A 25,722-nucleotide genomic window follows, 5' to 3' on the forward strand; every position below is an offset into this window, starting at 1 on the left:
TATAAAATCATCAAAAAATGGTGAAGGATGTCAAGATAATCTGTCATATGATATTGACATCCTTCTGCCATGATGATAATATAACCAAGGTGCTCAAAATAAAACCTGTTACTTTGGAGGATATTCGATGTCTTATGATAAAGTATCACAGGCCCAATCCATTATTATTGGTACGAAGCAAACAGTAAAAGCTCTGAAACGAGATTCAGTAAAGGAAATCGTCGTAGCGAAAGATGCTGATCCTGCTTTAACAGCTAGTGTAACAAAACTAGCGCAAGAGAAGGGTGTAGACATTTTAGTGGTAGATTCCATGAAAAAGCTCGGCAAAGCCTGCGGAATTGAAGTTGGGGCAGCAGCTGTTGCCATTATGTTATAGCGTACTTGTTTTGTTTTTGCATGTGTAAATGCAAAAGCATTGTTTTTTGCCTTTTAATGAACCACCTGGGTATGTGGGTTATAAAAAAAGCAACGAAGGGAGGAATAACAACATGCCTACAATTAATCAGCTAATACGCAAAGGACGCGTGAGTAAAGTTGAAAACTCAAAGTCTCCTGCACTTAACAAAGGATACAACAGTTTCAAAAAAGAGCACACTAACGTAACATCTCCACAGAAGCGCGGGGTTTGTACTCGTGTCGGCACAATGACACCGAAAAAACCAAACTCAGCACTACGTAAATATGCTCGTGTACGTTTGTCTAACCTGATTGAGGTAACAGCTTACATTCCTGGTATCGGACATAATCTACAAGAGCACAGTGTAGTACTTATCCGTGGCGGACGTGTAAAAGACTTACCGGGTGTACGTTACCACATCGTTCGTGGTGCGCTTGATACTGCCGGAGTTGACGGTCGTATGCAAGGACGTTCTAAATACGGAACAAAACGCCCTAAACAAAGCAAATAATACAAACAAACATAAGGGTTTTTAGAAGTTGATATCAGATCAGTGGAGTCAGGCAACTGACAATGATATTGAGATGAGAGACAGATAGAAATCCTTTTAAATGAGAAGGGAGGCTATCAGATGCCACGTAAAGGTCCTGTAGCAAAAAGAGACGTATTGCCAGATCCAATTTACAATTCTAAACTTGTATCTCGTTTGATCAACAAAATGATGATCGACGGTAAAAGAGGAAAGTCACAAACAATTCTCTACAAGTCATTTGATATCATCAAAGAACGTACTGGTAATGAAGCGATGGAGGTTTTCGAACAAGCCTTGAAAAACATCATGCCAGTTCTTGAAGTTAAAGCACGTCGTGTAGGTGGAGCTAACTACCAAGTTCCTGTAGAAGTTCGCCCAGACCGTCGTACTACTTTAGGTCTTCGCTGGTTAGTAAACTACGCTCGTCTTCGTGGAGAAAAAACGATGGAAGAGCGTCTTGCTAACGAAATCCTTGACGCAGCTAACAACACTGGTGCTGCTGTTAAGAAACGTGAAGATACACACAAAATGGCAGAAGCGAACAAAGCATTCGCTCACTACCGCTGGTAGGATTTATACCAAACTAAAAAAACTATTCCCTAATAAGGAAGGAGAAATTACCCAATGGCAAGAGAGTTCTCCTTAGACAAAACTCGTAATATTGGTATCATGGCTCACATCGATGCTGGTAAAACGACAACGACTGAGCGTATCTTATACTACACTGGTCGTATCCATAAAATTGGTGAAACTCACGAAGGAGCTTCCCAAATGGACTGGATGGAGCAGGAGCAAGAACGTGGTATTACAATCACTTCTGCTGCTACTACAGCACAATGGAAAGGTTACCGTGTAAACATCATCGATACACCAGGACACGTAGACTTCACTGTTGAAGTTGAACGTTCTTTACGTGTACTTGATGGTGCGGTAGCAGTTCTTGATGCACAATCAGGTGTAGAGCCACAAACTGAAACAGTTTGGCGCCAAGCAACAACTTACGGAGTACCTCGTATCGTATTCGTTAACAAAATGGATAAAACCGGTGCGGACTTCCTTTACTCTGTAAGCACATTAAGAGATCGTCTTCAAGCGAACGCTCATGCAATTCAATTGCCGATCGGCGCTGAAGATCAATTCGAAGGAATCATCGACCTTGTAGATAACGTAGCATACTTCTACGAAGATGACCTTGGAACTCGCTCTGATGCACAAGAAATCCCTGCTGAGTATAAAGACAAAGCTGAAGAGCTTCGCAACAGCCTTATTGAGGCTGTCGCTGAGTTTGATGAAGAGCTTATGGAAAAATACCTTGAGGGTGAAGAAATTACAATTCCTGAATTGAAAGCTGCAATCCGTAAAGGAACGTTGAATGTTGAATTCTACCCAGTTCTTGTTGGATCTGCTTTCAAAAACAAAGGTGTTCAGCTTGTACTTGATGCTGTGCTTGATTACCTTCCTGCACCAACTGATGTTGCTGCAATTAAAGGTATCCTGCCAGATTCAAATGAAGAGGTTGTTCGTGAGTCTACTGATGACGCACCATTCTCAGCTCTTGCATTTAAAGTTATGACTGACCCTTATGTTGGGAAACTAACTTTCTTCCGCGTATACTCTGGAACACTTGCTTCAGGTTCATACGTGAAGAACTCTTCTAAGAACAAGCGTGAGCGTGTTGGACGTATCCTTCAAATGCACGCAAACAGCCGTGAAGAAATCTCTACTGTATATGCAGGGGATATCGCAGCAGCTGTTGGTCTTAAAGATACATCTACTGGTGACACTCTTTGTGACGAGAAAGATACTGTTATCCTTGAGTCTATGGAATTCCCAGAGCCAGTTATCGATGTAGCCATCGAGCCTAAATCAAAGGCTGACCAAGATAAAATGGGTATCGCTTTAGCTAAACTAGCTGAAGAGGATCCAACATTCCGTACACAAACAAACCCTGAAACTGGTCAAACGATCATCTCTGGTATGGGTGAGCTTCACCTTGATATCATTGTTGACCGTATGAAGCGTGAGTTCAAGGTGGAAGCTAACGTAGGTGCTCCTCAAGTTGCGTACCGTGAAACATTCCGTTCTGGTGCAAAAGTTGAAGGTAAATTCGTACGTCAGTCTGGTGGACGTGGTCAGTTCGGACACGTTTGGATCGAATTCGAACCAAACGAAGAAGGCGCAGGCTTCGAATTCCAAAATGCAATCGTCGGTGGGGTTGTTCCACGTGAATACATTCCAGCAATTCAAGCAGGTCTTGAAGATTCACTTGAAAATGGTGTATTAGCTGGATTCCCATTAATCGACATCAAAGCAAAATTATTTGATGGATCTTACCACGATGTTGACTCGAACGAAATGGCGTTTAAAATTGCTGCATCTATGGCATTGAAAAATGCTGTCAGCAAATGTAACCCAGTTCTACTTGAGCCAATGATGAAAGTGGAAGTCGTTATCCCTGAAGAATACATGGGAGACATCATGGGTGATATCACATCTCGTCGTGGACGTGTAGAAGGTATGGAAGCTCGCGGTAACGCTCAAGTTGTTCGCGCAATGGTTCCACTTTCTGAAATGTTCGGATATGCAACTTCACTCCGTTCTAACACACAAGGACGCGGTACTTTCACTATGCATATGGATCACTACGAAGAAGTGCCTAAGAGCATCAGTGAAGAAATCATCAAAAAAAATAAAGGTGAATAATTGATTTTGCCTTTAAACTAAAGTATAACTACTATTGAAGATCAGAAAGTGAGAGATAACTCTTCACTTTCTATCACTCTATACCAAATACAATGAACCTTTAAGGAGGATTTTTAGAATGGCTAAAGAAAAATTCGACCGTTCCAAATCGCATGCTAACATTGGTACAATTGGACACGTTGACCATGGTAAAACAACTCTAACTGCTGCTATCTCAACAGTTCTTCATAAGAAGTCTGGTAAAGGATCAGCTATGGGATATGACCAAATCGATGGTGCTCCAGAAGAGCGCGAGCGTGGAATCACAATCTCAACTTCACACGTCGAGTATGAAACAGACACTCGTCACTATGCACACGTAGACTGCCCAGGACACGCTGACTACGTTAAAAACATGATCACTGGTGCTGCTCAAATGGACGGCGCGATCTTAGTAGTATCTGCTGCTGATGGTCCAATGCCACAAACACGTGAGCACATCCTACTTTCTCGTAACGTAGGTGTTCCATACATCGTAGTATTCCTTAACAAATGTGACATGGTTGACGATGAAGAGTTACTTGAACTTGTTGAAATGGAAGTTCGTGACCTTCTTTCTGACTATGACTTCCCTGGTGATGATGTACCAGTTATCAAAGGTTCTGCTCTTAAAGCTCTTGAAGGAGATGCTGATTACGAAGCAAAAATCTTTGAACTTATGGATGCGGTTGATGAGTACATCCCAACTCCAGAACGTGACACTGAGAAGCCATTCATGATGCCAGTTGAGGATGTATTCTCAATCACTGGTCGTGGAACTGTTGCTACTGGTCGTGTTGAGCGTGGACAAGTTAAAGTCGGTGACGAAGTTGAAATTATCGGTCTTCAAGAAGACAATGGTAAAACAACTGTTACAGGTGTTGAAATGTTCCGTAAGCTTCTTGACTATGCTGAAGCTGGTGACAACATCGGTGCACTACTTCGTGGTGTATCTCGTGAAGATATCCAACGTGGTCAAGTACTTGCTAAACCAGGTACAATCACTCCACATAGCCGTTTCAAAGCTGAAGTTTATGTACTTTCTAAAGAAGAGGGTGGACGTCATACTCCATTCTTCGCTAACTACCGTCCGCAGTTCTACTTCCGTACAACTGACGTAACTGGTATCGTACATCTTCCAGAAGGTACTGAAATGGTAATGCCTGGCGATAACACTGAGATGGAAGTTGAACTTATCTCTACTATCGCTATCGAAGAAGGAACTCGTTTCTCTATCCGTGAGGGTGGACGTACTGTAGGTTCTGGCGTCGTTTCAAATATCATTAAGTAATAAACATATAAAAGAGACTCCTTGCAAAAGGGTCTCTTTTTTTTTGCTTTTCCAGATCAGAACGGCTACTATAAGCTATAGAATCTAAATGGAACCGAGAGGATCACTGGAATGGCGAAGACATATTTGAAGAAATGGTTAATCGGCGGGGTTGACCAATGGATTATGATCAAAGAAGATCACACTAGTGAAGCGAAGCCTGTTCTTTTATTTTTACACGGTGGGCCCGGTTCCGCTCAAATCAGCTATATCGACTCATTTCATGAGGAACTTAATCACGATTTTACAGTTGTTCATTGGGATCAGCGTGGCGCGGGACTCTCCTATCAAAAGAATCCCTCCGATACTTCCATGACCATTCGGCAATTTATTGAAGATACGATTGAACTGACAGAGAAAGTCCTTTCATATCTAGGTCAATCAAAATTGTACATCGCCGGATATTCATGGGGGTCATTAATCGCCATACAAGCAGTACATAAGCGCCCAGATCTATATCATGCTTACTATGGAATTAGTCAGGTAGTAGATGTAATAAAAGAAGATAGTGTGTCGTACGAGCTTCTTTTGGAGAAATACGAAAGAAATCGGTTGTTTACTTGGTGCCTGCGATTACTGACGCCTCCTCCGTGGAAACGAATATCAGCTCATGCTCTGTTCTCTCTATATAAAGAGCTAGGAAGCGTAGGTCTCACACATAGGTGGAAGCCGCTTATTCAAATGCTGCGCGGGTTTCTTTTTAGTAAGGAATATCAGCTCAAAGATAAGTGGAATTTCCTTAAAGGACAGATGCTTAGTCAGGACATTCTATGGGATGAATTGATGAATGAGAGCATTGAATACCGAGTTTCTACTATATTAATACCTTGTTACTTTATCATTGGTGAATATGACATGATTACACCAGCTGCTGTATCAAAACCTTATGTTGAGCAATTAACAGCACCAGTCAAAGAATGGTTCACCTTTAAAGAATCTGCACATTCCCCGCATCTAGAAGAGCCAGAAGAATTTATCCGTACCATAAAAAAGACGGCTGTACATCATCTTCAGGGAAAGCTTGATTTATAGGCTGAACCCCTGTATAATATGAAAAGTGTGCAAATCATAAATTTATCCGATTTATTATTGCAACACGCAGGCCAATTTGGTACAATGGTGCATGTTGGTCTTTGACTGCGATGAAGTGAGAGGTTGCTGACACACCCGGCCGCTTTGCCATGGCAAGGTGATCAGGTTTTTCTCACGGAGAACTGTCTAACGTAAGTAGGCGAAAAGGAGGGAAAATAATGGCAAAACAAAAAATTCGTATTCGTTTAAAAGCATATGATCATAGAATTCTTGATCAATCTGCTGAGAAGATTGTTGAAACGGCTAAGCGTTCTGGTGCTAGTGTATCTGGTCCAATCCCGCTTCCAACTGAAAAATCAGTTTACACAATCCTTCGTGCGGTGCATAAGTACAAAGATTCTCGTGAGCAATTTGAGATGCGTACTCACAAACGTCTAATCGACATCGTGAATCCAACTCCACAAACAGTTGATGCACTTATGCGTTTAGATTTACCATCTGGTGTAGATATCGAAATCAAACTTTAATTCAAATAGAAAACACATATTATAGGAGGTGTGACTAATGACCAAAGGAATCTTAGGTAGAAAAATTGGTATGACGCAAGTATTCGCAGAAAACGGTGATCTTATCCCTGTAACTGTTGTTGAGGCTGCTGCTAACGTTGTTCTTCAAAAGAAGACTGCTGACACGGATGGCTATGAAGCAATCCAAATCGGTTTTGACGACAAACGTGAAAAGCTTTCTAACAAACCAGAGAAGGGCCACGTTGCTAAAGCGGAAACTGCTCCTAAGCGCTTCGTAAAAGAATTACGCGGTGCGGAGTTAGATGCGTATGAAGTTGGTCAGGAAGTCAAAGTTGATATTTTCGCAAGTGGAGATATCGTAGATGTAACAGGAACATCAAAAGGTAAAGGATTCCAAGGGGCTATCAAGCGCCACGGACAATCACGCGGACCAATGACTCACGGTTCACGTTACCACCGTCGTCCTGGTTCAATGGGACCTGTTGATCCAAACCGAGTATTCAAAGGTAAACTTCTTCCAGGTCGTATGGGCGGAGAGCAAATCACTGTCCAAAACCTTGAGATCGTTAAAGTTGATGCAGAACGCAATCTTCTATTGATCAAAGGAAATGTACCAGGAGCTAAAAAATCTCTAGTAACTGTAAAGAGTGCAGTTAAATCTAAATAACTCTCTTAGGAAAGGAGGAAACAAGTCATGCCAAAAGTAGCATTATTTAACCAAAACGGTTCTACTAACGGTGAAATCGAATTAAACGCTTCTGTGTTTGGAATTGAGCCAAACGAAAGCGTAGTATTCGATGCTATTCTTATGCAAAGAGCTTCCTTACGTCAAGGAACTCACAAAGTAAAAACTCGTTCTGAAGTACGTGGCGGAGGTCGTAAGCCTTGGAGACAGAAGGGTACTGGTCGTGCTCGTCAAGGTTCTATCCGTTCACCACAATGGCGCGGAGGCGGTATCGTATTCGGTCCAACACCACGCAGCTATTCTTATAAATTACCTAAAAAAGTTCGCCGCTTGGCTATCAAGTCAGTATTGTCTTCTAAAGTAATCGACAACAACATCATCGTTCTTGAAGATCTGACTCTTGATGCAGTGAAAACGAAAGAATTCGCAGGCATCCTAAAAGGATTATCTGTCGAGAAGAAAGCGTTAATCGTCACTGCGGATGCAAACGAAACAGTTGCTTTATCTGCTCGTAACATCCCTGGAGTAACAGTTGTTGAAGCTAACGGTATCAACGTTCTTGACGTTGTCAACCACGAGAAACTTCTGATCACTAAAGCAGCGGTTGAAAAAGTAGAGGAGGGACTTGCATAATGAAAGATCCTCGTGATGTTCTAAAGCGCCCTATCATTACTGAACGTTCTGCTGATCTAATGACAGAGAAGAAGTATACGTTCGAAGTTGATGTCAGAGCTAACAAAACAGAAGTGAAAGACGCTGTTGAAGAAATCTTTGGAGTGAAAGTTGAGAAAGTCAACGTTCAAAATTACAAAGGAAAATCTAAACGCGTTGGACGCTACACTGGTATGACTAGCCGTCGCAGAAAAGCGATCGTAAAATTAACTGCTGACAGCAAAGAAATCGAAATTTTTGAAGCGTAAATCTTAAAAAGAAGGAGGGAAATTCAAAATGGCGATTAAAAAGTATAAACCAACCAGTAATGGTCGTCGTGGCATGACTACTTCAGATTTTGCTGAAATCACGACTGACAAACCAGAAAAATCGTTGCTTGCGCCGCTTCACAGAAAAGGCGGACGTAACAACCAAGGTAGAATGACTGTTCGTCATCAAGGTGGCGGTCATAAACGTCAATACCGTATCATTGACTTTAAACGTGATAAAGACGGTATACCTGGACGCGTTGCTACAATCGAGTATGATCCAAACCGTTCAGCGAACATCGCTCTTGTAAACTATGCAGATGGTGAGAAACGTTACATTCTTGCTCCTAAAGGAATCCAAGTTGGTACTGAAGTTACTTCTGGACCAGAATCTGACATCAAACCAGGTAATGCTCTTCCACTTATCAACATCCCAGTTGGTACAGTTGTGCATAACATTGAATTAAAACCAGGTAAAGGTGGACAATTAGTTCGTTCTGCTGGTACTTCTGCTCAAGTTCTTGGTAAAGAAGGTAAATACGTTCTTGTACGTTTGAACTCAGGAGAAGTTCGTATGATTCTTTCTGCTTGCCGTGCGACTATCGGTCAAGTTGGAAACGAGCAACACGAATTAATTAACATCGGTAAAGCTGGACGTTCACGCTGGAAAGGCGTACGCCCAACAGTTCGTGGTTCTGTAATGAACCCTAACGATCACCCACACGGTGGTGGTGAAGGACGCGCTCCAATCGGACGTAAATCACCAATGTCTCCATGGGGCAAACCGACTCTTGGATTCAAGACTCGTAAGAAAACCAACAAGTCTGATAAATTCATTGTACGTCGTCGTAAAAACAAGTAACGGGGTTGTCTACGGTTCATTTAGGACCGTAGTTCAATCACGAAGGGAGGTTCCACAATGGCTCGCAGCTTAAAAAAAGGACCATTTGTTGATGATCATTTGATGGCTAAAGTCGAGAAATTGAATGAAACTGACAAAAAGCAAGTCGTAAAAACTTGGTCTCGTCGTTCTACAATTTTCCCACAATTCATCGGTCACACAATCGCTGTCTATGACGGACGCAAACATGTACCTGTTTTCATTTCTGAAGATATGGTAGGTCACAAATTGGGCGAATTCGCACCAAGCCGTACTTACAAAGGTCATGCTAGTGACGATAAAAAAACAAGACGCTAATGAGAGGAGGCTTTTAAATGCAAGCTAAAGCTGTCGCAAGAACAGTCCGTATTGCTCCTCGTAAAGCACGTCTAGTAATGGACCTGATCCGAGGTAAGCAAGTAGGAGAAGCAGTTTCTATTTTAAACCTTACACCTAAGGCTGCTTCACCAATTATTGAAAAAGTATTAAAATCTGCTATCGCAAATGCTGAGCACAACTACGAGTTGGACGCTAACAGCCTAGTGATTACTCAAGCATTCGTTGACGAAGGTCCAACACTTAAGAGATTCCGTCCACGTGCTATGGGTCGTGCGAGCGCAATTAACAAACGTACTAGCCACATTACAATCGTTGTATCAGAAAAGAAGGAGGGATAATCCGTGGGTCAAAAGGTAAATCCAGTAGGTCTTCGTATTGGCGTCATTCGTGATTGGGAATCTAAATGGTTCGCAGGAAAAGATTACGCTGACTTCTTACATGAAGACTTGAAAATCCGTGAATTCATCAGCAAGCGTTTGTCTGACGCGTCTGTTTCTAAAGTAGAAATCGAACGTGCTGCAAACCGCGTAAATATCACAATCCACACGGCTAAACCAGGTATGGTAATTGGTAAAGGCGGATCTGAAGTTGAAGCACTTCGTAAAGCTCTTAACAGCCTAACTGGCAAACGTGTACACATCAACATCCTTGAAATCAAAAGAGCAGATCTTGATGCTCAGCTAGTTGCTGAAAACATCGCTCGTCAACTTGAAAATCGTATTTCATTCCGTCGTGCACAAAAACAAACAATCCAACGCACAATGCGTGCTGGAGCACAAGGAATCAAAACAATGGTTTCTGGTCGTCTTGGCGGTGCAGATATTGCTCGTTCTGAATATTACAGTGAAGGTACTGTTCCGTTGCACACACTTCGTGCTGACATCGACTATGCTACTGCTGAAGCTGACACTACTTATGGTAAGCTTGGCGTAAAAGTATGGATCTATCGTGGAGAAGTCCTTCCAACTAAGAAGAATACTGCGGAAGGAGGAAAATAATATGTTATTGCCAAAACGCGTGAAGTATCGCAGAGAACATCGTGGAAAAATGCGTGGTCGTGCAAAAGGTGGTACTGAAGTACATTTCGGTGAGTACGGTATCCAAGCTCAAGAAGCTTCTTGGATCACGAACCGCCAAATCGAAGCTGCTCGTATTGCTATGACTCGTTACATGAAACGTGGCGGTAAAGTTTGGATTAAAATTTTCCCTTCTAAGCCATACACAGCTAAACCTCTAGAGGTCCGCATGGGTTCCGGTAAAGGTGCTCCAGAAGGATGGGTAGCTGTAGTAAAACCAGGCAAAGTTTTATTTGAAATTTCTGGTGTGTCTGAAGAAGTTGCGCGTGAAGCTCTTCGTCTTGCATCTCACAAATTGCCAATTAAAACGAAGTTCGTAAAACGTGAAGAAATTGGTGGTGAATCAAATGAAAGCTAATGAAATTCGTGACCTTACCACTGCTGAAATTGAACAAAAAGTAAAGTCTCTTAAAGAAGAACTTTTCAATCTTCGTTTCCAATTAGCGACTGGGCAGCTTGAAAACACTGCTCGCATTCGTGAAGTGCGTAAATCAATCGCACGCATGAAAACTGTGATTCGTCAAAGAGAAATCGCTGCTAATAAATAATAATTAGAGGGGAGGCCCCGCAAACATGAGCGAACGTAACCAACGTAAAGTGTATCAAGGTCGTGTTGTTTCTGACAAAATGGATAAAACCATCACTGTTGTAGTTGAAACATACAAAAAGCATTCACTTTATGGCAAACGTGTAAGATACTCTAAGAAGTTCAAAGCACATGATGAAAACAACCAAGCAAAAATCGGAGACATCGTAAAGGTCATGGAAACTCGTCCTTTATCTGCGACTAAACGCTTTCGTCTAGTTGAAGTTGTCGAAGAAGCCGTTATTATCTAATAAAGTTCGGATTTCTTTTTCCGAAAGGAGGTAACATTAATGATTCAACAGGAGACTCGTTTAAAAGTAGCTGACAACTCTGGCGCACGCGAAGTACTAACGATTAAAGTTCTTGGTGGCTCTGGACGTAAGACGGCTAACATCGGTGATGTCATTGTTTGTACGGTTAAACAAGCAACACCAGGAGGCGTTGTCAAAAAAGGTGAAGTTGTGAAAGCAGTTATCGTTCGTACAAAGAGCGGAGCTCGCAGAAACGATGGATCTTACATCAGCTTCGATGAAAATGCATGTGTCATTATCCGTGACGACAAGAGCCCGCGTGGAACTCGTATCTTCGGACCAGTAGCACGTGAACTTCGTGAAAACAACTATATGAAAATTGTTTCTCTAGCACCAGAAGTACTTTAATGAATACAATCCGCGACTCAAGGAGGTGCGATTAAATGCATGTTAAAAAGGGCGATAAAGTAGTGGTTATCTCTGGTAAAGATAAAGGTAAACAAGGAGTCATCCTTGCTGCTTTCCCTAAGAATGACCGTGTTTTAGTAGAAGGTATTAACCTTGTGAAAAAACACTCTAAACCAACCCAAGCTAACCCTCAGGGCGGAATTTCTGAACAAGAAGCGCCGATCCACGTATCAAACGTAATGCCGCTTGATCCTAAAACGGGTGAAGTGACACGTGTTGGGTATAAAGTTGAGGACGGAAAGAAAGTCCGTGTAGCGAAAAAATCTGGGCAAGTTCTAGATAAATAGTAAATAAGGAAGGGAGGTCTTTCTCATGAACCGCCTTAAAGAAAAGTATGTAAAAGAAATTACACCTGCATTAGTTTCTAAGTTTGAATACAAATCAGTAATGCAAGTGCCAAAAATCGAAAAAATCGTGATCAACATGGGTGTTGGTGACGCCGTTCAAAACGCTAAAGCAATCGATACTGCTGTTGAAGAATTAACGTTTATAGCTGGTCAAAAACCTGTCGTTACTCGTGCGAAGAAGTCTATTGCTGGATTCCGTCTACGTGAAGGAATGCCAATCGGTGCGAAAGTAACACTTCGCGGAGAGCGCATGTACGATTTCCTTGATAAACTTATTTCTGTTTCTTTACCACGTGTACGTGACTTCCGCGGGATTTCTAAGAAATCTTTCGACGGTCGTGGAAACTACACGCTTGGTATTAAAGAACAGTTAATCTTCCCAGAAATTGATTACGATAAAGTAACAAAAGTCCGCGGTATGGATATCGTTATCGTTACGACTGCCAATACGGACGAAGAAGCACGTGAGTTATTAACTCAAGTAGGTATGCCGTTCCAGAAATAATCAATGAAAGGGAGGCGAAATCGTGGCTAAAAAGTCTATGATTGCGAAACAACAACGCAAACAAAAGTTTAAAGTTCAAGAGTATACGCGCTGCGAACGTTGTGGACGTCCACATTCAGTAATTCGCAAGTTTAAACTTTGCCGTATTTGTTTCCGCGAACTTGCATATAAAGGACAAATTCCTGGCGTTAAAAAAGCCAGCTGGTAATCCCCATAAATGGGAAGGAGGTTATTAAATAATGGTTATGACAGATCCGATTGCAGATTTGCTGACTCGTATTCGCAATGCGAACATGGTACGTCATGAGAAGCTAGAAGTACCGGCTTCCAAAATCAAAAGAGAAATTGCTGAAATCTTAAAGCGTGAAGGTTTTATCCGTGACGTTGAATATGTTGAAGACAGCAAACAAGGAATTATTCGTATGTTCCTTAAATATGGCCAAAACAACGAACGTGTTATCACTGGTCTAAAAAGAATCAGTAAACCTGGTTTACGTGTATATGCGAAATCAAATGAAGTACCACGTGTACTTAACGGACTTGGAATCGCAATTATTTCTACATCACAAGGTGTTTTATCGGACAAAGAAGCCCGTGCTAAACAAGCTGGTGGAGAAGTACTTGCTTACGTATGGTAAAAAAAGTTTAAGATGAATGGAGGTGCTTGGTATGTCTCGTATAGGTAAAAAACTAATCGAGATCCCTTCAGGAGTTACTGTGACAAACAACGATAACACAGTGACAGTAAAGGGACCAAAAGGTGAACTAACTCGTACATTTCACCCTGATATGGAAATTAAAATTGAGGACAGCGTCTTAACTGTAAGCCGTCCGTCTGATCATAAAGAACACCGTGCATTACATGGTACAACACGTAGCTTAATTGCAAACATGGTTGAAGGTGTATCTAAAGGTTTCGAAAGAGGTTTAGAACTTATCGGTGTCGGTTACCGTGCAGCTAAATCTGGAAACAAACTTGTTCTTAACGTTGGATACTCTCATCCAGTTGAAATCGTTCCTGAGGATGGAGTTGAAGTCGAAGTTCCATCTCAAACGAAAGTAGTCATTAAAGGTATCGATAAAGAGCGTGTGGGAGCTCTAGCTTCTAACATCCGCGCTGTCCGTTCTCCAGAGCCTTACAAAGGTAAAGGAATTCGTTACGAAGGTGAATTCGTTCGCCGTAAAGAAGGAAAAACTGGTAAGTAAGATCGCTTAATGTGAAGAAAGGAGTGACTCGGATGATTACGAAAACTAGTAAAAACGCTACTCGTCTTAAAAGACACGCTCGTGTTCGTGCGAAACTTTCAGGTACTGCTGAAAGACCTCGCCTTAACGTTTTCCGTTCTAACAAGAACATCTACGCTCAAGTAATTGATGATGTTAACGGTGTAACACTTGTAAGTGCTTCTACTCTTGATAAAGATTTAAAGATCGAGAATAGTTCTGACGCTGCAGCTGCTACTAAAGTTGGCGAACTTGTTGCAAAACGTGCTGTTGAAAAAGGAATCTCTAACGTGGTATTTGACCGCGGAGGATACTTATATCATGGACGTGTAAAAGCTCTAGCTGAAGCTGCTCGTGAGGCTGGACTTAAATTTTAATAAAAGAAGGAGGGACACATCCGAATGAGTCGTATTGACCAAAGCAAATTAGAGTTAGAAGAACGCTTAGTTACGGTTAACCGCGTAGCGAAAGTTGTTAAAGGTGGACGTCGTTTCCGTTTTGCAGCTTTAGTTGTTGTCGGTGACAAAAACGGTCATGTAGGTTTCGGTACTGGTAAAGCACAAGAAGTACCAGAAGCGATCCGCAAAGCTGTTGAAGATGCGAAAAAGAATTTAATTGAAGTACCAATGGTTGGAACTACAATTCCACATGAAATCATCGGTCGATTCGGTGCAGGAAACGTTCTATTGAAGCCTGCTTCAGAAGGTACAGGAGTTATCGCTGGAGGCCCAGTGCGTGCGGTTCTTGAGCTTGCTGGTCTAGCTGATATCCTTTCTAAATCTCTAGGTTCTAATACACCGATCAACATGATCCGCGCAACACTTCAGGGTTTAAGTGAACTTAAACGTGCTGAAGACGTTGCGAAGCTTCGTGGAAAATCTGTAGAAGACCTGTTAGGATAAGGAGGGAACATTAATGGCAAATAAATTAGAAATTACCCTCAAACGCAGTGTAATCGGTCGCCCAGAAGATCAGCGTGTCACTGTTCGTACTCTTGGTCTTAAGAAAACAAACCAAACAGTCGTACATGAAGACAATGCAGCGATCCGCGGCATGATTAACAAGGTGTCTCATTTAGTTTCTGTTAAAGAACAATAAAACATTTTTAATCGATAAGGAGGTGCCCAAATGAAACTTCATGAATTGAAGCCTTCAGAAGGTTCACGTAAAGTACGCAACCGTGTTGGTCGTGGTATTGGATCAGGTAACGGTAAAACTTCTGGTAAAGGTCATAAAGGTCAAAACGCTCGTTCTGGCGGCGGTGTACGCCCTGGTTTCGAAGGTGGTCAGATGCCTTTATTCCAACGTCTTCCAAAACGTGGTTTTACAAACATCAACCGTAAAGATTACGCGGTAATCAACTTAGACAGATTAAACAGTTTTGACGAAGGAACGGAAGTAACTCCTGAACTTCTTCTAGAGACTGGTGCAATAAGCAAGTTAAAAGCAGGAGTAAAAATTCTTGGCAACGGTAAATTAGAAAAAAAATTAACTGTAAAAGCCAATAAATTCTCTGCTTCTGCTAAAGAAGCGATTGAAGCTGCTGGCGGTACAGCCGAGGTGATCTAACTTGTTTAAGACAATCTCCAATTTTATGCGCGTGAAAGATATACGGAATAAGATTATATTCACTCTTTTAATGTTAATCGTCTTTCGTATAGGTGCTTTCATCCCTGTGCCTAATGTGAACGCCGAAGTTCTCCAGGCACAGGATCAAATGAGTGTTTTCGGGATCCTCAACACGTTTGGGGGCGGGGCACTTTTCCAATTCTCCATTCTTGCAATGGGGATTATGCCGTATATCACTGCTTCGATCATCATTCAGCTCTTGCAGATGGATGTTGTTCCGAAGTTCACTGAGTGGTCAAAGCAAGGAGAGGTTGGCCGCCGAAAATTAGCACAATTCACAAGGTATTTTACAATTGTTCTAGGTTTTATCCAGGCGTTAGGAATGTCATATGGATTCAACAATATGGCAGGAGGCATGCTGATTGAAAACCCAGGTGTTTCAACGTACCTCTTAATTGCGGTCGTACTCACTGCGGGAACAGCATTTTTAATGTGGCTGGGAGAGCAGATTACTGCTCACGGTGTTGGTAACGGTATTTCGATTATTATCTTTGCCGGTATCATCGCAGGTATACCTCAAACATTAAAACAAGTGTACGCTCAGCAATTTGTAGGTGGAGATGGACAGCTGTTCATGCAAATCCTGAAAATTGCCCTTATTGTCATTGCTATTCTTGTCATTGTTGTCGGTGTTATTTACATTCAAATGGCAGTGAGAAAGATTGCGATTCAATATTCAAAAGGAACTGGCCGTGCACAAATGTCTGCTAGTCAAGCAACGCACCTTCCATTGAAAGTGAATCCAGCAGGGGTGATTCCAGTCATCTTTGCCGTTTCATTCATTATTACTCCGCAGACGGTCGCATCGTTCTTCGGAACCAATAATGTGACAACTTGGATAACCAACAACTTTGACTATACTAAGCCAATCGGTATGACGATTTATGTAGCACTGATTGTTGCTTTCACATATTTTTATGCCTTTGTCCAAGTGAATCCTGAACAAATGGCTGAAAATCTGCAAAAGCAGGGTGGCTATATCCCGGGAGTTCGTCCAGGGAAAATGACTCAAGATAGAATTACGAGCATTTTGTACCGACTCACGTTCGTGGGCGCCATTTTCTTAGCCGTGATTTCAATACTTCCTATCTTTTTCATTCAATTCGCTGGATTACCTTCCGCTGCACAAATTGGTGGCACAAGTCTTCTCATTGTTGTAGGTGTTGCACTTGAAACAATGAAACAGCTTGAAAGCCAATTAGTGAAACGAAACTACCGTGGATTTATGAAATAAAACAGAGGGCTGGGCTCCTGCCCAACCTCTCTAAGTAAGGAAGGGGAAATCCGAAATGAACTTAGTCTTAATGGGGCTTCCGGGTGCTGGTAAAGGCACTCAGGCAGAACGAATTGTTGATGATTATGGGATCCCTCATATCTCAACAGGAGATATGTTCCGCGCTGCTATGAAAGAGGAGACACAACTTGGGCTCGAAGCAAAATCCTTTATCGATAAAGGAGAGCTTGTTCCTGATGAGGTCACAATCGGTATTGTTAGAGAAAGACTTGGCAAAAATGATTGTGAACAAGGTTTTCTTCTGGACGGATTTCCGCGAACAGTCGCTCAGGCTGAAGCTTTAGAAGACATTCTAAAGGACCTTGGCAGAACGATTGATTATGTCATTAATATTAAAGTCGATAAAGATGCTTTGATGGAGCGTCTGACTGGCCGAAGAATTTGCAAAAATTGCGGAGCAACCTATCATTTAGTATTCAATCCACCTGCGAAAGAAAATGTTTGCGATAAGTGTGGAGGCGAGCTTTATCAACGTGCAGATGATAATGTAGAAACCGTTTCGACTAGACTTGAAGTAAACTTAAAGCAGACTGAACCTTTACTGAACTTTTATTCAGAAAAAGGATATCTTGCAAACATTGATGGTGCAAAACACATTAACGATGTATATGCAGATATCAAGGACCTGCTTGGGGGATTAAATAAATGATTATCTGTAAAACTCCTCGCGAGCTTGAGATTATGAGAGAAGCTGGACGCATTGTCGCACTGACTCATGAAGAGCTGAAGAAACATATAAAACCAGGTATTTCGACAAAAGAATTGGATCAAATTGCCGAACGTTTTATTACAAAGCAGGGTGCAATCCCATCTTTTAAAGGGTATAATGGTTTTCGCGGGAGCATTTGCGTTTCGGTGAATGAAGAACTCGTTCACGGTATTCCTGGTAAACGGGTTTTACGTGATGGTGACATCATTAGTATCGATATTGGCGCAAAGTTAAATGGCTATCATGGTGACTCTGCTTGGACTTATCCAGTTGGGGTAATCAGTGATGAAGACCGCAAACTACTGGAAGTCACAGAGGAATCTCTATATAAAGGCTTACAGGAAGCAAAGCCAGGCGAACGTCTGTCGAACATTTCCCATGCCATACAAACGTATGTAGAAAACGAGAATTTCTCAGTTGTTAGAGAATATGTTGGACATGGGGTCGGACAGGATCTTCATGAGGACCCTCAAATTCCTCATTATGGTCCGCCCAACAAAGGCCCGCGGCTAAAACCTGGAATGGTGTTGGCCATCGAACCGATGGTGAACGCAGGCAGCCGATATGTGAAAACATTGGCTGATAACTGGACGGTTGTAACGGTTGATGGGAAAAAGTGTGCTCACTTTGAGCATACGATTGCGATTACAGATACAGGTTTTGATATACTGACTAAGATTTAGGTCTTCACTGAAGCCTTTCAGGCCCAAATCGGGCAGGTTGTCTGTATAGTCCAAAGGAAAGAACAAGATCAGTATACAGGTGTCATCGGCATGTTCGGTGGCTGCCATGTACTAATCGCAGACGGAGAAAAGCGTAAATTTCATTCTCCTAAGAAAAAATATCAATCATATAACCTTTTATGGTTGCGTATCTCCGGAAGTTCAGAACAGTATATTCAAAACAGGTCGGGTGATAGATGGACAATTGAGATGTACTCATTTGGACATTTGTCAGAGAGCAAATTACTGATTTGAAGAAGGGAGAACACTTGAATGGCGAAAGATGATGTAATTGAAGTGGAAGGTACTGTAGCAGAAACTTTGCCAAATGCAATGTTCAAAGTTGAACTAGAGAATGGTCATACAGTTTTGGCTCATGTATCAGGAAAAATCCGTATGCACTTCATTCGCATTTTACCTGGAGACAAAGTTACGGTAGAATTATCTCCATATGACTTAACTCGTGGTAGAATTACGTACCGTTACAAATAAAGCAACTCCGGAAGAAGGAGGTTGGAAACACATGAAAGTGAGACCATCTGTTAAACCTATCTGTGAAAAATGTAAAGTTATTCGCAGAAAAGGAAAAGTAATGGTGATCTGTGAAAACCCAAAACATAAACAAAAACAAGGCTAATAACAAGGAGGTGCCCAAATCATGGCTCGTATTGCTGGTGTAGATATTCCACGTGATAAACGTGTTGTCATTTCTTTAACATATGTTTTTGGAATTGGTCGTACGACTGCGCAACAAGTCCTTAAAGAAGCAGGTGTTTCTGAAGACACTCGCGTTCGCGATCTAACTGAAGACGAACTTGGTAAAATCCGTGATATCATTGACAAACTTAAAGTAGAAGGTGACCTTCGTCGTGAAGTTTCACTTAACATTAAGCGTCTAATTGAAATCGGAAGCTACCGCGGAATCCGTCATCGTAGAGGACTTCCTGTTCGTGGACAAAACACAAAAAACAACGCGCGTACTCGTAAAGGTCCGCGTCGTACTGTAGCTAACAAGAAAAAATAAGTAAAGGAGGTAGTTAAAGAATGGCTGCTGCTCGTAAACAAAATACGCGTAAACGTCGCGTGAAAAAGAATATTGAAGCTGGAATCGCTCATATTCGTTCCACTTTCAACAACACGATTGTAACGATTACTGATGTTCATGGAAACGCAATTTCTTGGTCAAGTGCTGGTGCATTAGGATTCAGAGGTTCTCGTAAATCTACTCCTTTCGCTGCACAAATGGCTGCTGAAACTGCTGCTAAAGGTTCTATCGAACATGGTCTTAAAACACTTGAAGTAACTGTTAAAGGTCCTGGTTCTGGTCGTGAAGCTGCAATTCGTGCACTTCAAGCTGCAGGTCTTGAAGTTACTGCAATCAGAGACGTAACTCCAGTTCCTCATAACGGATGCCGTCCACCAAAACGTCGCCGCGTGTAATTTGTTTGTATAGATTTTGTGTCCCTGTCAATAATGGGTTATGATACAGTTATTTATGAGACGAATACACGACTCGTTGCCTGAGCACATACGGGACTAAACAATGAGGAATTTCGGATGGAATCTCATATGATTCTATTCGAGGTTTCGACGTTTTGAAGGAGGGTTTTATTAGATGATCGAAATTGAAAAACCAAAAATCGAAACGGTTGAAATCAGCGACGATGCCAAGTATGGCAAGTTTGTCGTAGAGCCACTTGAGCGTGGATATGGTACCACTTTAGGGAACTCCCTTCGTCGTATCCTTTTATCCTCACTTCCTGGTGCAGCTGTAACATCGATCCAGATAGATGGTGTCTTACACGAATTCTCAACGATCGAAGGCGTGGTTGAAGATGTTACAACGATTATCTTAAACATTAAAAAGCTTGCACTCAAAATCTACTCTGAAGAAGAGAAGACGCTTGAAATTGATGTACAAGATGAAGGTACTGTAACAGCTGCTGATATTACACACGACAGCGATATTGAAATCTTAAATCCAGATCTCCACATCGCAACTCTTGGCAAGAATGCGAGCTTCCGTGTTCGCTTAACTGCACAAAGAGGTCGCGGGTATAATCCTGCTGATGCAAACAAAAGAGACGATCAGCCAATCGGTGTGATTCCGATCGACTCAATCTATACACCTGTATCTCGTGTGACTTATCAAGTGGAGAACACCCGTGTTGGGCAAATCACAAACTATGATAAATTAACACTAGATGTATGGACTGATGGAAGCACAGGACCGAAAGAAGCGATCGCTCTAGGTTCTAAGATTTTAACTGAACACCTGAATATTTTCGTTGGGTTAACTGACGAAGCTCAGCATGCTGAAATTATGGTTGAGAAAGAAGAAGACCAAAAAGAAAAAGTGCTTGAAATGACAATTGAAGAGCTTGATCTTTCTGTTCGTTCTTACAACTGTTTGAAGCGTGCGGGTATTAACACTGTTCAAGAGCTTGCTAACAAGACAGAAGAGGATATGATGAAAGTTCGTAACCTTGGACGTAAATCTCTTGAAGAAGTGAAAGCGAAACTAGAAGAACTTGGACTGGGTCTTCGTAAAGACGATTGACTAGTTTCATTGTGAACTAGGATTTTCGTGTGTTTTTTATTCATACAGCATTCTCTAACTAAGGAGGGGACATCACATGGCATACAGAAAGCTAGGACGCACTAGTGCACAACGTAAAGCAATGCTTCGTGACCTAACGACTGATTTGATCATCAACGAACGCATCGAAACAACTGAAACACGTGCGAAAGAACTTCGCTCTGTAGTTGAAAAAATGATCACTCTTGGCAAACGCGGAGATCTTCATGCTCGCCGTCAAGCTGCAGCTTACATTCGTAATGAAGTAGCTAACGCTGAAACAAACCAAGATGCACTTCAAAAATTATTCGCTGACGTTGCAACTCGCTACGAAGATCGCCAAGGTGGATACACTCGTATCATGAAGCTTGGACCTCGTCGCGGCGATGGCGCACCAATGGCTGTCATTGAATTAGTTTAATCACATAGCGTGTATCTAAGAAAGGGCGGGACAGTTCATAACTGGATCTATGCCCTTTTTTAGATACTACGGCTTTTTAACAATAAGCAAAGAAGAGGTTGAGCTGAGAGGAGGTCCGGTAGAGATGGGGAAGACATTAATTGACGTAAAGGACATTGTATTTCGTTATCACAAGGATGCGGACAAGCCCGCTTTAGATCAAGTGTCATTGCATGTGAATCAAAATGAATGGCTCGCCATTGTTGGTCATAACGGTTCAGGTAAATCCACACTTGCCCGTGTACTGAATGGGCTCATTTTACCGGATGCTGGAACGGTCAAGGTTGGAGAGATTGAGCTGAAAGAAGAGAGTGTCTGGGATATTCGCAAAAAGGTCGGAATGGTCTTTCAAAACCCAGATAACCAATTCGTTGGCTCAACGGTTCGTGATGATGTGGCTTTTGGTTTAGAAAATAACGGGGTTGAGCGGGAATTGATGATAGAACGTGTAGATTGGGCTGTCAAACAGGTCAATATGCAGGAGTTTCTTGATCAAGAGCCGCACCATCTATCAGGCGGGCAAAAGCAGAGAGTCGCCATTGCAGGTGTACTTGCCGCAAGCCCTGACATCATGATCTTGGATGAAGCAACATCGATGCTTGATCCGATTGGCCGTGAAGAAGTGTTAGAGACTGTTAGACTATTGAAGGAACAAGGGACGGTCACAGTCATTTCCATCACACATGATTTAGACGAGGCCGCCAAGGCAGACCGGGTCATTGTCATGAATGGCGGGAAAAAATTTGCCGAGGGAACCCCAGAGGAAGTATTTGAACTAGACGAACAGCTAGTTCAAATTGGACTTGATCTGCCATTTTCCTATCGGTTGAGCAAACAATTGAAGCAGCAAGGTGTACCGCTTGCAAATGCCCATTTGACACAAGAAGGATTGGTGAAAGAGCTATGGACATTACGATCAAAGAATTAGAGCATCGTTATCAAATGAAAACGCCGTTTGAGCGTCTCGCTTTGTATGATGTCAATGCTTCCATCCAAGAGGGCAGCTATGTCGCTGTCATTGGTCATACGGGCTCTGGCAAGTCCACGTTGTTGCAGCATTTAAATGGCTTGCTCAAACCAACGAAGGGGAGCATTGCGCTTGGAGATACCGTCTTACAAGCCAATAAAAAGCAGAAGGATTTAAAGTCCCTCCGGAAAAAAGTAGGCATCGTGTTTCAGTTTCCTGAGCATCAGCTCTTTGAAGAAACGATCCTTAAGGATATCTGCTTTGGTCCGATGAATTTCGGTGTTCCTCAGGAAAAGGCAGAAGCAAAGGCGAAGGAAATGCTGAAGCTAGTTGGTCTTCCTGAATCCCTATTATCTCGATCTCCCTTTGAACTAAGCGGCGGTCAAATGAGACGTGTGGCGATTGCAGGTGTTCTAGCGATGGAGCCAGAAGTGCTTGTGCTGGATGAGCCGACTGCAGGGTTAGATCCACGCGGACGAAAGGAAATCATGGACATGTTCTATGAGCTTCATCAAAAGGCAAACCTCACCACGATTCTGGTTACACACAGTATGGAGGACGCCGCTCATTATGCGGATCAAATGATTGTGATGCATAAAGGAACGGTGAAGGCGACAGGTACGCCGAGAGAATTGTTTGCCAATCGTACAGATATGTCTTCGTTTGGTCTCGACCTCCCAGAAACGATTAAATTCCAGCAGACTGTAGAAGAAAAGCTGGGCATTACGTTTCCAAGGCCGCTTCTGACCATGGATGAAATGGCAGAAGCTTTAACAGCTCTTTATCAGGAGGACACGACATTATGATGGATAGTATGATTATCGGCAAATATGTGCCAGGTTCATCCTTTGTCCATCGTCTTGATCCGAGGACAAAGCTGTTATCAATTTTCTTTTTTGTCTTTATTGTCTTTTTTGCTAATAATTACATCACTTACGGGCTTTTAGGTGTCTTTACCCTTCTTGTGGTGATGGTTTCTCAGGTGCCGCTATACTTTATTCTCAAAGGAATGAAGCCGATCCTATGGATTGTCCTGTTTACCTTCATTCTGCATATTTTTATGACAAAGGATGGCGCCTTGCTATTTCACTTTGGTTTTTTAAATATTTATGAAGAAGGTCTAAAGCAGGGGATTTTCATTTCACTCCGTTTTGTCTATCTCATCATGATGACGACACTTCTGACGTTAACCACAACGCCTATAGAAGTGACAGACGGTATGGAAAAGCTACTTCACCCATTCCGTAAAATCAAACTGCCCGTTCATGAGCTTGCTCTCATGATGTCCATCTCTCTTCGGTTTATTCCAACTTTACTAGAAGAGACGGACAAAATCATGAAGGCGCAAATGGCAAGAGGTGTTGATTTTACAAGCGGACCTCTTAAAGATCGCATGAAAGCCATCGTTCCTTTACTTGTCCCGCTTTTCGTCAGTGCGTTTAAGCGTGCAGAGGAACTGGCGACCGCTATGGAAGCGAGAGGCTACCGCGGAGGAGAAGGGCGGACGAAATACCGTCAGCTTGTCTGGGGCATGAAAGACACGTTCACACTGCTCCTATTCATCCTGTTAACAGCACTCCTTGTGCTTCTGAGAAATTAGGTGATTCCTAGATGAAGGTCAAATGTACCGTATCCTACGATGGAACACATTTTAAAGGCTATCAGGTGCAGCCTGGGCAGCGAACTGTTCAGATGGAGATCGAGTCGGCTCTTGCAAGAATGCACAAACAGGATGAACTGATTCCGATTGTGGCTTCTGGCCGGACGGACAGCGGCGTCCATGCGAAGAGGCAGGTCATCCATTTCGACACGCCGCTTTCGATTCCGATGGAAAGATGGCCTTTTGCCCTCAATAGTCTCCTGCCGGATGACATCAGAGTTCTAAAGGCTGAGGAAGTGGATGAGTCGTTTCATGCACGTTTTAGTGTCGTTTCGAAGGAGTACCGTTATAAGGTCTCAACGGAAACGCACCAAAATGTGTTCACGAGACAGTATGCCTGCCACTTCCCTTACCGGCTGGATGCAGACAAAATGAGAGAAGCTGCTGGACACCTCATTGGCACACACGACTTCACAAGCTTTTGTGCGGCCAATACAGAGGTTCAGGACAAGGTGAGGGATATTTACACCCTCGAGTGGAAAAACGTCTCAGACGGGCTTGAAATGCGTGTGAAAGGAAATGGCTTTTTATACAACATGGTGCGAATTATCGCTGGAACGTTACTTGAAATCGGATCTGGTAAATTTCACCCTGATGAGATAAAAGCCATGCTTGCCGCCCGAAATCGCGAAGCGGCAGGCAAGACTGCGCCTAGTCACGGACTGTATTTATGGGAAGTTTTCTATGACAACTAAACCAGGTGTAACATGTTCTTGACACAGGAAGCAGAAAGTTATAAGATATCATATGGTATGTATTTCAACCCCACAAATAAGCCCCGGAAGACTTATCTTGTGTTTTGAAATAGAACGTAGCATTTGATTCAAGGAAAAATTATTGATTTATTTAGGAGGGAAACTCATGCGTACAACACCAATGGCGAACGCAAGCACAATTGAGCGCAAATGGCTAGTTGTTGATGCGGCAGGCAAGACTCTAGGTCGTCTTTCTACTGAAGTAGCATCACTTTTGCGCGGTAAGCACAAACCAACTTATACACCACACGTTGATACAGGTGATCACGTCATCATCATCAATGCTGAGAAAATCGAATTAACAGGTAAGAAATTGACGGACAAAATTTACTACCGTCACACTATGCACCCAGGTGGTTTGAAACAAAGAACTGCTCTTGAGATGCGTACAAACTACCCTGAAAAAATGTTGGAGCTTGCTATCAAAGGTATGCTTCCAAAGGGTCCATTAGGCCGTCAAATGTTCAAAAAATTAAATGTGTACCGTGGTTCTGAGCATCCACATCAAGCACAACAACCTGAAGTTTACGAACTTCGCGGTTAATTATAAGGGAGGTTAACAATTTGGCACAGGTTCAATATTACGGTACAGGTCGTCGTAAAAGTTCTGTAGCGCGCGTTCGCTTAGTTCCAGGTGAAGGCCGTATCGTCGTTAATAATCGTGAAATTACTGAATACATTCCATTCGCTGCTTTAATCGAAGACGTGAAACAGCCTTTGAACATCACAGAAACAGCTAACAGCTACGATGTTCTTGTAACTGTTCACGGTGGTGGATTCTCTGGTCAAGCTGGAGCAATTCGTCACGGTATCTCTCGTGCTCTTCTAGAAGTAGATCCTGAGTACCGTACATCACTTAAACGTGCTGGACTTCTTACTCGTGACCCACGTATGAAAGAGCGTAAGAAATACGGTCTTAAAGGCGCACGTCGCGCACCTCAGTTCTCAAAACGTTAATCAATTTTATATTGTATGGACGTTTTACAAAGGTTTGTTACAAACAAACCTTATAAAAAAAGCATCAGCTTCGTGCTGGTGCTTTTTTTTGTGCGTTTTATGTGATAATCATGACTGGTCTCTTCCTCTTGAATACGTATAAAATATGAGTATAGAAGTTTTCTGTTAAAA

The 25,722-nt window shown here is 42.4% G+C and carries 42 protein-coding genes and 1 pseudogene; all 43 read left to right on the plus strand.

What is annotated here, in order from left to right; genetic code table 11:
* Positions 1-127 precede the first annotated feature (127 nt).
* The 43 genes and pseudogenes from NST39_RS00700 to rpsI all read left to right on the plus strand — a co-directional run bounded on the left by NST39_RS00700 (position 128) and on the right by rpsI (position 25,551).
* A complete protein-coding gene (locus NST39_RS00700; protein ID WP_003216985.1) occupies positions 128-376 on the plus strand; it encodes a 50S ribosomal protein L7ae-like protein in 249 nt (82 codons plus the stop codon).
* 112 nt (positions 377-488) lie between these two features.
* Positions 489-908 carry a 30S ribosomal protein S12 gene (gene rpsL / locus NST39_RS00705; protein WP_003216962.1) on the plus strand — a complete coding sequence of 140 codons (420 nt, stop codon included), beginning with the start codon at positions 489-491 and terminating at the stop codon, positions 906-908.
* A gap of 120 nt (positions 909-1,028) precedes the next feature.
* Positions 1,029-1,499: a 30S ribosomal protein S7 gene (rpsG, locus tag NST39_RS00710; protein WP_003216884.1), complete on the plus strand. Its 471-nt coding sequence runs from the start codon at positions 1,029-1,031 to the stop codon at positions 1,497-1,499.
* Between the two features lie 54 nt (positions 1,500-1,553).
* Positions 1,554-3,632: an elongation factor G gene (gene fusA, locus NST39_RS00715; RefSeq protein WP_319610844.1), complete on the plus strand. Its 2,079-nt coding sequence runs from the start codon at positions 1,554-1,556 to the stop codon at positions 3,630-3,632.
* A gap of 118 nt (positions 3,633-3,750) precedes the next feature.
* On the plus strand, positions 3,751-4,941 hold the full coding sequence (gene tuf, locus NST39_RS00720; protein ID WP_044139653.1) for an elongation factor Tu: 1,191 nt from the start codon (positions 3,751-3,753) through the stop codon (positions 4,939-4,941).
* A 111-nt stretch (positions 4,942-5,052) separates the two neighbouring features.
* Positions 5,053-6,012 (plus strand): alpha/beta fold hydrolase, encoded by a 960-nt coding sequence (locus NST39_RS00725; protein ID WP_044139652.1) that lies wholly within the window; start codon positions 5,053-5,055, stop codon positions 6,010-6,012.
* Positions 6,013-6,230: 218 nt separating this feature from the next.
* Positions 6,231-6,539, plus strand: coding sequence for a 30S ribosomal protein S10 (rpsJ, locus tag NST39_RS00730; protein WP_003156464.1), 309 nt, complete (start codon positions 6,231-6,233; stop codon positions 6,537-6,539).
* A gap of 37 nt (positions 6,540-6,576) precedes the next feature.
* The gene (rplC, locus tag NST39_RS00735; RefSeq protein ID WP_113768750.1) at positions 6,577-7,206 is read left to right on the plus strand and encodes a 50S ribosomal protein L3; all 630 of its coding nucleotides are present in this window, start codon (positions 6,577-6,579) and stop codon (positions 7,204-7,206) included.
* A gap of 27 nt (positions 7,207-7,233) precedes the next feature.
* Positions 7,234-7,857 carry a 50S ribosomal protein L4 gene (gene rplD, locus NST39_RS00740; RefSeq protein ID WP_003217216.1) on the plus strand — a complete coding sequence of 208 codons (624 nt, stop codon included), beginning with the start codon at positions 7,234-7,236 and terminating at the stop codon, positions 7,855-7,857.
* Entirely contained in the window at positions 7,857-8,144 is a 288-nt protein-coding gene (rplW, locus tag NST39_RS00745) for a 50S ribosomal protein L23 (RefSeq protein ID WP_003217016.1), read from the plus strand. Before rplD ends, rplW begins: the two co-directional genes overlap by 1 nt.
* Before the next feature lie 28 nt (positions 8,145-8,172).
* On the plus strand, positions 8,173-9,006 hold the full coding sequence (gene rplB, locus NST39_RS00750) for a 50S ribosomal protein L2 (protein WP_003217065.1): 834 nt from the start codon (positions 8,173-8,175) through the stop codon (positions 9,004-9,006).
* Between the two features lie 57 nt (positions 9,007-9,063).
* Positions 9,064-9,342, plus strand: coding sequence for a 30S ribosomal protein S19 (gene rpsS, locus NST39_RS00755; RefSeq protein ID WP_003216920.1), 279 nt, complete (start codon positions 9,064-9,066; stop codon positions 9,340-9,342).
* A 17-nt stretch (positions 9,343-9,359) separates the two neighbouring features.
* Positions 9,360-9,701 (plus strand): 50S ribosomal protein L22, encoded by a 342-nt coding sequence (gene rplV, locus NST39_RS00760; RefSeq protein WP_007496316.1) that lies wholly within the window; start codon positions 9,360-9,362, stop codon positions 9,699-9,701.
* A gap of 3 nt (positions 9,702-9,704) precedes the next feature.
* Positions 9,705-10,361 (plus strand): 30S ribosomal protein S3, encoded by a 657-nt coding sequence (rpsC, locus tag NST39_RS00765; protein ID WP_003217241.1) that lies wholly within the window; start codon positions 9,705-9,707, stop codon positions 10,359-10,361.
* A gap of 1 nt (position 10,362) precedes the next feature.
* Positions 10,363-10,797, plus strand: coding sequence for a 50S ribosomal protein L16 (rplP, locus tag NST39_RS00770; protein WP_003217039.1), 435 nt, complete (start codon positions 10,363-10,365; stop codon positions 10,795-10,797).
* Positions 10,787-10,987: a 50S ribosomal protein L29 gene (gene rpmC, locus NST39_RS00775; protein ID WP_003217155.1), complete on the plus strand. Its 201-nt coding sequence runs from the start codon at positions 10,787-10,789 to the stop codon at positions 10,985-10,987. The genes rplP and rpmC overlap by 11 nt, the downstream gene beginning before the upstream one ends.
* Before the next feature lie 25 nt (positions 10,988-11,012).
* Positions 11,013-11,276 carry a 30S ribosomal protein S17 gene (rpsQ, locus tag NST39_RS00780; RefSeq protein WP_003216906.1) on the plus strand — a complete coding sequence of 88 codons (264 nt, stop codon included), beginning with the start codon at positions 11,013-11,015 and terminating at the stop codon, positions 11,274-11,276.
* A 39-nt stretch (positions 11,277-11,315) separates the two neighbouring features.
* Positions 11,316-11,684, plus strand: a complete 369-nt coding sequence (rplN, locus tag NST39_RS00785; protein ID WP_003216882.1) for a 50S ribosomal protein L14 — start codon at positions 11,316-11,318, stop codon at positions 11,682-11,684.
* 35 nt (positions 11,685-11,719) lie between these two features.
* Positions 11,720-12,031 carry a 50S ribosomal protein L24 gene (gene rplX, locus NST39_RS00790; protein ID WP_003217151.1) on the plus strand — a complete coding sequence of 104 codons (312 nt, stop codon included), beginning with the start codon at positions 11,720-11,722 and terminating at the stop codon, positions 12,029-12,031.
* Between the two features lie 25 nt (positions 12,032-12,056).
* A complete protein-coding gene (gene rplE / locus NST39_RS00795) occupies positions 12,057-12,596 on the plus strand; it encodes a 50S ribosomal protein L5 (protein ID WP_003217159.1) in 540 nt (179 codons plus the stop codon).
* A 22-nt stretch (positions 12,597-12,618) separates the two neighbouring features.
* Positions 12,619-12,804: a 30S ribosomal protein S14 gene (gene rpsN / locus NST39_RS00800; protein WP_008356542.1), complete on the plus strand. Its 186-nt coding sequence runs from the start codon at positions 12,619-12,621 to the stop codon at positions 12,802-12,804.
* A 31-nt stretch (positions 12,805-12,835) separates the two neighbouring features.
* Positions 12,836-13,234, plus strand: a complete 399-nt coding sequence (gene rpsH / locus NST39_RS00805; protein ID WP_003217040.1) for a 30S ribosomal protein S8 — start codon at positions 12,836-12,838, stop codon at positions 13,232-13,234.
* A 31-nt stretch (positions 13,235-13,265) separates the two neighbouring features.
* Complete coding sequence (gene rplF, locus NST39_RS00810) at positions 13,266-13,802, plus strand: 50S ribosomal protein L6 (protein WP_126741734.1); 537 nt, start codon at positions 13,266-13,268, stop codon at positions 13,800-13,802.
* A 32-nt stretch (positions 13,803-13,834) separates the two neighbouring features.
* Positions 13,835-14,197 (plus strand): 50S ribosomal protein L18, encoded by a 363-nt coding sequence (gene rplR / locus NST39_RS00815; RefSeq protein WP_012008708.1) that lies wholly within the window; start codon positions 13,835-13,837, stop codon positions 14,195-14,197.
* A gap of 24 nt (positions 14,198-14,221) precedes the next feature.
* The gene (rpsE, locus tag NST39_RS00820) at positions 14,222-14,722 is read left to right on the plus strand and encodes a 30S ribosomal protein S5 (protein WP_003217179.1); all 501 of its coding nucleotides are present in this window, start codon (positions 14,222-14,224) and stop codon (positions 14,720-14,722) included.
* Positions 14,723-14,735: 13 nt separating this feature from the next.
* Positions 14,736-14,918 carry a 50S ribosomal protein L30 gene (rpmD, locus tag NST39_RS00825; protein WP_003217067.1) on the plus strand — a complete coding sequence of 61 codons (183 nt, stop codon included), beginning with the start codon at positions 14,736-14,738 and terminating at the stop codon, positions 14,916-14,918.
* A 30-nt stretch (positions 14,919-14,948) separates the two neighbouring features.
* Complete coding sequence (gene rplO / locus NST39_RS00830) at positions 14,949-15,389, plus strand: 50S ribosomal protein L15 (RefSeq protein WP_003216888.1); 441 nt, start codon at positions 14,949-14,951, stop codon at positions 15,387-15,389.
* A 1-nt stretch (position 15,390) separates the two neighbouring features.
* Positions 15,391-16,683 (plus strand): preprotein translocase subunit SecY, encoded by a 1,293-nt coding sequence (gene secY, locus NST39_RS00835; protein WP_044139651.1) that lies wholly within the window; start codon positions 15,391-15,393, stop codon positions 16,681-16,683.
* A gap of 55 nt (positions 16,684-16,738) precedes the next feature.
* Complete coding sequence (locus NST39_RS00840; RefSeq protein ID WP_341026493.1) at positions 16,739-17,392, plus strand: adenylate kinase; 654 nt, start codon at positions 16,739-16,741, stop codon at positions 17,390-17,392.
* Positions 17,389-18,135, plus strand: a complete 747-nt coding sequence (gene map, locus NST39_RS00845; RefSeq protein WP_003217210.1) for a type I methionyl aminopeptidase — start codon at positions 17,389-17,391, stop codon at positions 18,133-18,135. Before NST39_RS00840 ends, map begins: the two co-directional genes overlap by 4 nt.
* A 27-nt stretch (positions 18,136-18,162) precedes the next feature.
* Positions 18,163-18,461 (plus strand): annotated as a pseudogene (locus tag NST39_RS00850) (KOW domain-containing RNA-binding protein).
* Complete coding sequence (infA, locus tag NST39_RS00855) at positions 18,448-18,666, plus strand: translation initiation factor IF-1 (protein WP_003217190.1); 219 nt, start codon at positions 18,448-18,450, stop codon at positions 18,664-18,666. The pseudogene NST39_RS00850 and the gene infA overlap by 14 nt, the downstream one beginning before the upstream one ends.
* A gap of 31 nt (positions 18,667-18,697) precedes the next feature.
* A complete protein-coding gene (gene rpmJ / locus NST39_RS00860) occupies positions 18,698-18,811 on the plus strand; it encodes a 50S ribosomal protein L36 (RefSeq protein ID WP_003156543.1) in 114 nt (37 codons plus the stop codon).
* A 21-nt stretch (positions 18,812-18,832) separates the two neighbouring features.
* Entirely contained in the window at positions 18,833-19,198 is a 366-nt protein-coding gene (rpsM, locus tag NST39_RS00865) for a 30S ribosomal protein S13 (protein WP_003217023.1), read from the plus strand.
* Positions 19,199-19,218: 20 nt separating this feature from the next.
* On the plus strand, positions 19,219-19,614 hold the full coding sequence (gene rpsK, locus NST39_RS00870) for a 30S ribosomal protein S11 (protein ID WP_003217231.1): 396 nt from the start codon (positions 19,219-19,221) through the stop codon (positions 19,612-19,614).
* Positions 19,615-19,789: 175 nt separating this feature from the next.
* Positions 19,790-20,734, plus strand: a complete 945-nt coding sequence (locus NST39_RS00875; RefSeq protein WP_003217009.1) for a DNA-directed RNA polymerase subunit alpha — start codon at positions 19,790-19,792, stop codon at positions 20,732-20,734.
* A gap of 76 nt (positions 20,735-20,810) precedes the next feature.
* Positions 20,811-21,173, plus strand: coding sequence for a 50S ribosomal protein L17 (rplQ, locus tag NST39_RS00880; RefSeq protein WP_003216944.1), 363 nt, complete (start codon positions 20,811-20,813; stop codon positions 21,171-21,173).
* A 124-nt stretch (positions 21,174-21,297) separates the two neighbouring features.
* A complete protein-coding gene (locus NST39_RS00885; protein ID WP_008356549.1) occupies positions 21,298-22,140 on the plus strand; it encodes an energy-coupling factor ABC transporter ATP-binding protein in 843 nt (280 codons plus the stop codon).
* Positions 22,116-22,985, plus strand: coding sequence for an energy-coupling factor ABC transporter ATP-binding protein (locus NST39_RS00890; protein WP_065097637.1), 870 nt, complete (start codon positions 22,116-22,118; stop codon positions 22,983-22,985). Before NST39_RS00885 ends, NST39_RS00890 begins: the two co-directional genes overlap by 25 nt.
* The gene (locus NST39_RS00895) at positions 22,982-23,779 is read left to right on the plus strand and encodes an energy-coupling factor transporter transmembrane component T family protein (protein WP_044139647.1); all 798 of its coding nucleotides are present in this window, start codon (positions 22,982-22,984) and stop codon (positions 23,777-23,779) included. Before NST39_RS00890 ends, NST39_RS00895 begins: the two co-directional genes overlap by 4 nt.
* A gap of 11 nt (positions 23,780-23,790) precedes the next feature.
* Positions 23,791-24,534: a tRNA pseudouridine(38-40) synthase TruA gene (gene truA, locus NST39_RS00900; RefSeq protein WP_341026497.1), complete on the plus strand. Its 744-nt coding sequence runs from the start codon at positions 23,791-23,793 to the stop codon at positions 24,532-24,534.
* 166 nt (positions 24,535-24,700) lie between these two features.
* Positions 24,701-25,138, plus strand: coding sequence for a 50S ribosomal protein L13 (gene rplM, locus NST39_RS00905; protein WP_003217042.1), 438 nt, complete (start codon positions 24,701-24,703; stop codon positions 25,136-25,138).
* 20 nt (positions 25,139-25,158) lie between these two features.
* Positions 25,159-25,551 (plus strand): 30S ribosomal protein S9, encoded by a 393-nt coding sequence (rpsI, locus tag NST39_RS00910; protein WP_003217273.1) that lies wholly within the window; start codon positions 25,159-25,161, stop codon positions 25,549-25,551.
* The last annotated feature ends 171 nt before the right edge of the window (positions 25,552-25,722 follow it).

The organism is Bacillus sp. FSL W8-0645, assembly GCF_038007905.1.
Classification (GTDB): Bacteria; Bacillota; Bacilli; order Bacillales; family Bacillaceae; genus Bacillus; species Bacillus pumilus.

Excerpts from the sequence above, each read along its gene's own strand:
- NST39_RS00700 (WP_003216985.1), top strand. The coding sequence starts at position 128 with ATGTCTTATGATAAAGTATCACAGGCCCAATCCATTATTATTGGTACG.
- rpsL (WP_003216962.1), top strand. The coding sequence starts at position 489 with ATGCCTACAATTAATCAGCTAATACGCAAAGGACGCGTGAGTAAAGTT.
- rpsG (WP_003216884.1), top strand. The coding sequence starts at position 1,029 with ATGCCACGTAAAGGTCCTGTAGCAAAAAGAGACGTATTGCCAGATCCA.
- fusA (WP_319610844.1), top strand. The coding sequence starts at position 1,554 with ATGGCAAGAGAGTTCTCCTTAGACAAAACTCGTAATATTGGTATCATG.
- tuf (WP_044139653.1), top strand. The coding sequence starts at position 3,751 with ATGGCTAAAGAAAAATTCGACCGTTCCAAATCGCATGCTAACATTGGT.
- NST39_RS00725 (WP_044139652.1), top strand. The coding sequence starts at position 5,053 with ATGGCGAAGACATATTTGAAGAAATGGTTAATCGGCGGGGTTGACCAA.
- rpsJ (WP_003156464.1), top strand. The coding sequence starts at position 6,231 with ATGGCAAAACAAAAAATTCGTATTCGTTTAAAAGCATATGATCATAGA.
- rplC (WP_113768750.1), top strand. The coding sequence starts at position 6,577 with ATGACCAAAGGAATCTTAGGTAGAAAAATTGGTATGACGCAAGTATTC.
- rplD (WP_003217216.1), top strand. The coding sequence starts at position 7,234 with ATGCCAAAAGTAGCATTATTTAACCAAAACGGTTCTACTAACGGTGAA.
- rplW (WP_003217016.1), top strand. The coding sequence starts at position 7,857 with ATGAAAGATCCTCGTGATGTTCTAAAGCGCCCTATCATTACTGAACGT.
- rplB (WP_003217065.1), top strand. The coding sequence starts at position 8,173 with ATGGCGATTAAAAAGTATAAACCAACCAGTAATGGTCGTCGTGGCATG.
- rpsS (WP_003216920.1), top strand. The coding sequence starts at position 9,064 with ATGGCTCGCAGCTTAAAAAAAGGACCATTTGTTGATGATCATTTGATG.
- rplV (WP_007496316.1), top strand. The coding sequence starts at position 9,360 with ATGCAAGCTAAAGCTGTCGCAAGAACAGTCCGTATTGCTCCTCGTAAA.
- rplP (WP_003217039.1), top strand. The coding sequence starts at position 10,363 with ATGTTATTGCCAAAACGCGTGAAGTATCGCAGAGAACATCGTGGAAAA.
- rpmC (WP_003217155.1), top strand. The coding sequence starts at position 10,787 with ATGAAAGCTAATGAAATTCGTGACCTTACCACTGCTGAAATTGAACAA.
- rpsQ (WP_003216906.1), top strand. The coding sequence starts at position 11,013 with ATGAGCGAACGTAACCAACGTAAAGTGTATCAAGGTCGTGTTGTTTCT.
- rplN (WP_003216882.1), top strand. The coding sequence starts at position 11,316 with ATGATTCAACAGGAGACTCGTTTAAAAGTAGCTGACAACTCTGGCGCA.
- rplX (WP_003217151.1), top strand. The coding sequence starts at position 11,720 with ATGCATGTTAAAAAGGGCGATAAAGTAGTGGTTATCTCTGGTAAAGAT.
- rplE (WP_003217159.1), top strand. The coding sequence starts at position 12,057 with ATGAACCGCCTTAAAGAAAAGTATGTAAAAGAAATTACACCTGCATTA.
- rpsH (WP_003217040.1), top strand. The coding sequence starts at position 12,836 with ATGGTTATGACAGATCCGATTGCAGATTTGCTGACTCGTATTCGCAAT.
- rplF (WP_126741734.1), top strand. The coding sequence starts at position 13,266 with ATGTCTCGTATAGGTAAAAAACTAATCGAGATCCCTTCAGGAGTTACT.
- rplR (WP_012008708.1), top strand. The coding sequence starts at position 13,835 with ATGATTACGAAAACTAGTAAAAACGCTACTCGTCTTAAAAGACACGCT.
- rpsE (WP_003217179.1), top strand. The coding sequence starts at position 14,222 with ATGAGTCGTATTGACCAAAGCAAATTAGAGTTAGAAGAACGCTTAGTT.
- rpmD (WP_003217067.1), top strand. The coding sequence starts at position 14,736 with ATGGCAAATAAATTAGAAATTACCCTCAAACGCAGTGTAATCGGTCGC.
- rplO (WP_003216888.1), top strand. The coding sequence starts at position 14,949 with ATGAAACTTCATGAATTGAAGCCTTCAGAAGGTTCACGTAAAGTACGC.
- NST39_RS00840 (WP_341026493.1), top strand. The coding sequence starts at position 16,739 with ATGAACTTAGTCTTAATGGGGCTTCCGGGTGCTGGTAAAGGCACTCAG.
- map (WP_003217210.1), top strand. The coding sequence starts at position 17,389 with ATGATTATCTGTAAAACTCCTCGCGAGCTTGAGATTATGAGAGAAGCT.
- infA (WP_003217190.1), top strand. The coding sequence starts at position 18,448 with ATGGCGAAAGATGATGTAATTGAAGTGGAAGGTACTGTAGCAGAAACT.
- rpmJ (WP_003156543.1), top strand. The coding sequence starts at position 18,698 with ATGAAAGTGAGACCATCTGTTAAACCTATCTGTGAAAAATGTAAAGTT.
- rpsM (WP_003217023.1), top strand. The coding sequence starts at position 18,833 with ATGGCTCGTATTGCTGGTGTAGATATTCCACGTGATAAACGTGTTGTC.
- rpsK (WP_003217231.1), top strand. The coding sequence starts at position 19,219 with ATGGCTGCTGCTCGTAAACAAAATACGCGTAAACGTCGCGTGAAAAAG.
- NST39_RS00875 (WP_003217009.1), top strand. The coding sequence starts at position 19,790 with ATGATCGAAATTGAAAAACCAAAAATCGAAACGGTTGAAATCAGCGAC.
- rplQ (WP_003216944.1), top strand. The coding sequence starts at position 20,811 with ATGGCATACAGAAAGCTAGGACGCACTAGTGCACAACGTAAAGCAATG.
- NST39_RS00885 (WP_008356549.1), top strand. The coding sequence starts at position 21,298 with ATGGGGAAGACATTAATTGACGTAAAGGACATTGTATTTCGTTATCAC.
- NST39_RS00890 (WP_065097637.1), top strand. The coding sequence starts at position 22,116 with ATGGACATTACGATCAAAGAATTAGAGCATCGTTATCAAATGAAAACG.
- NST39_RS00895 (WP_044139647.1), top strand. The coding sequence starts at position 22,982 with ATGATGGATAGTATGATTATCGGCAAATATGTGCCAGGTTCATCCTTT.
- truA (WP_341026497.1), top strand. The coding sequence starts at position 23,791 with ATGAAGGTCAAATGTACCGTATCCTACGATGGAACACATTTTAAAGGC.
- rplM (WP_003217042.1), top strand. The coding sequence starts at position 24,701 with ATGCGTACAACACCAATGGCGAACGCAAGCACAATTGAGCGCAAATGG.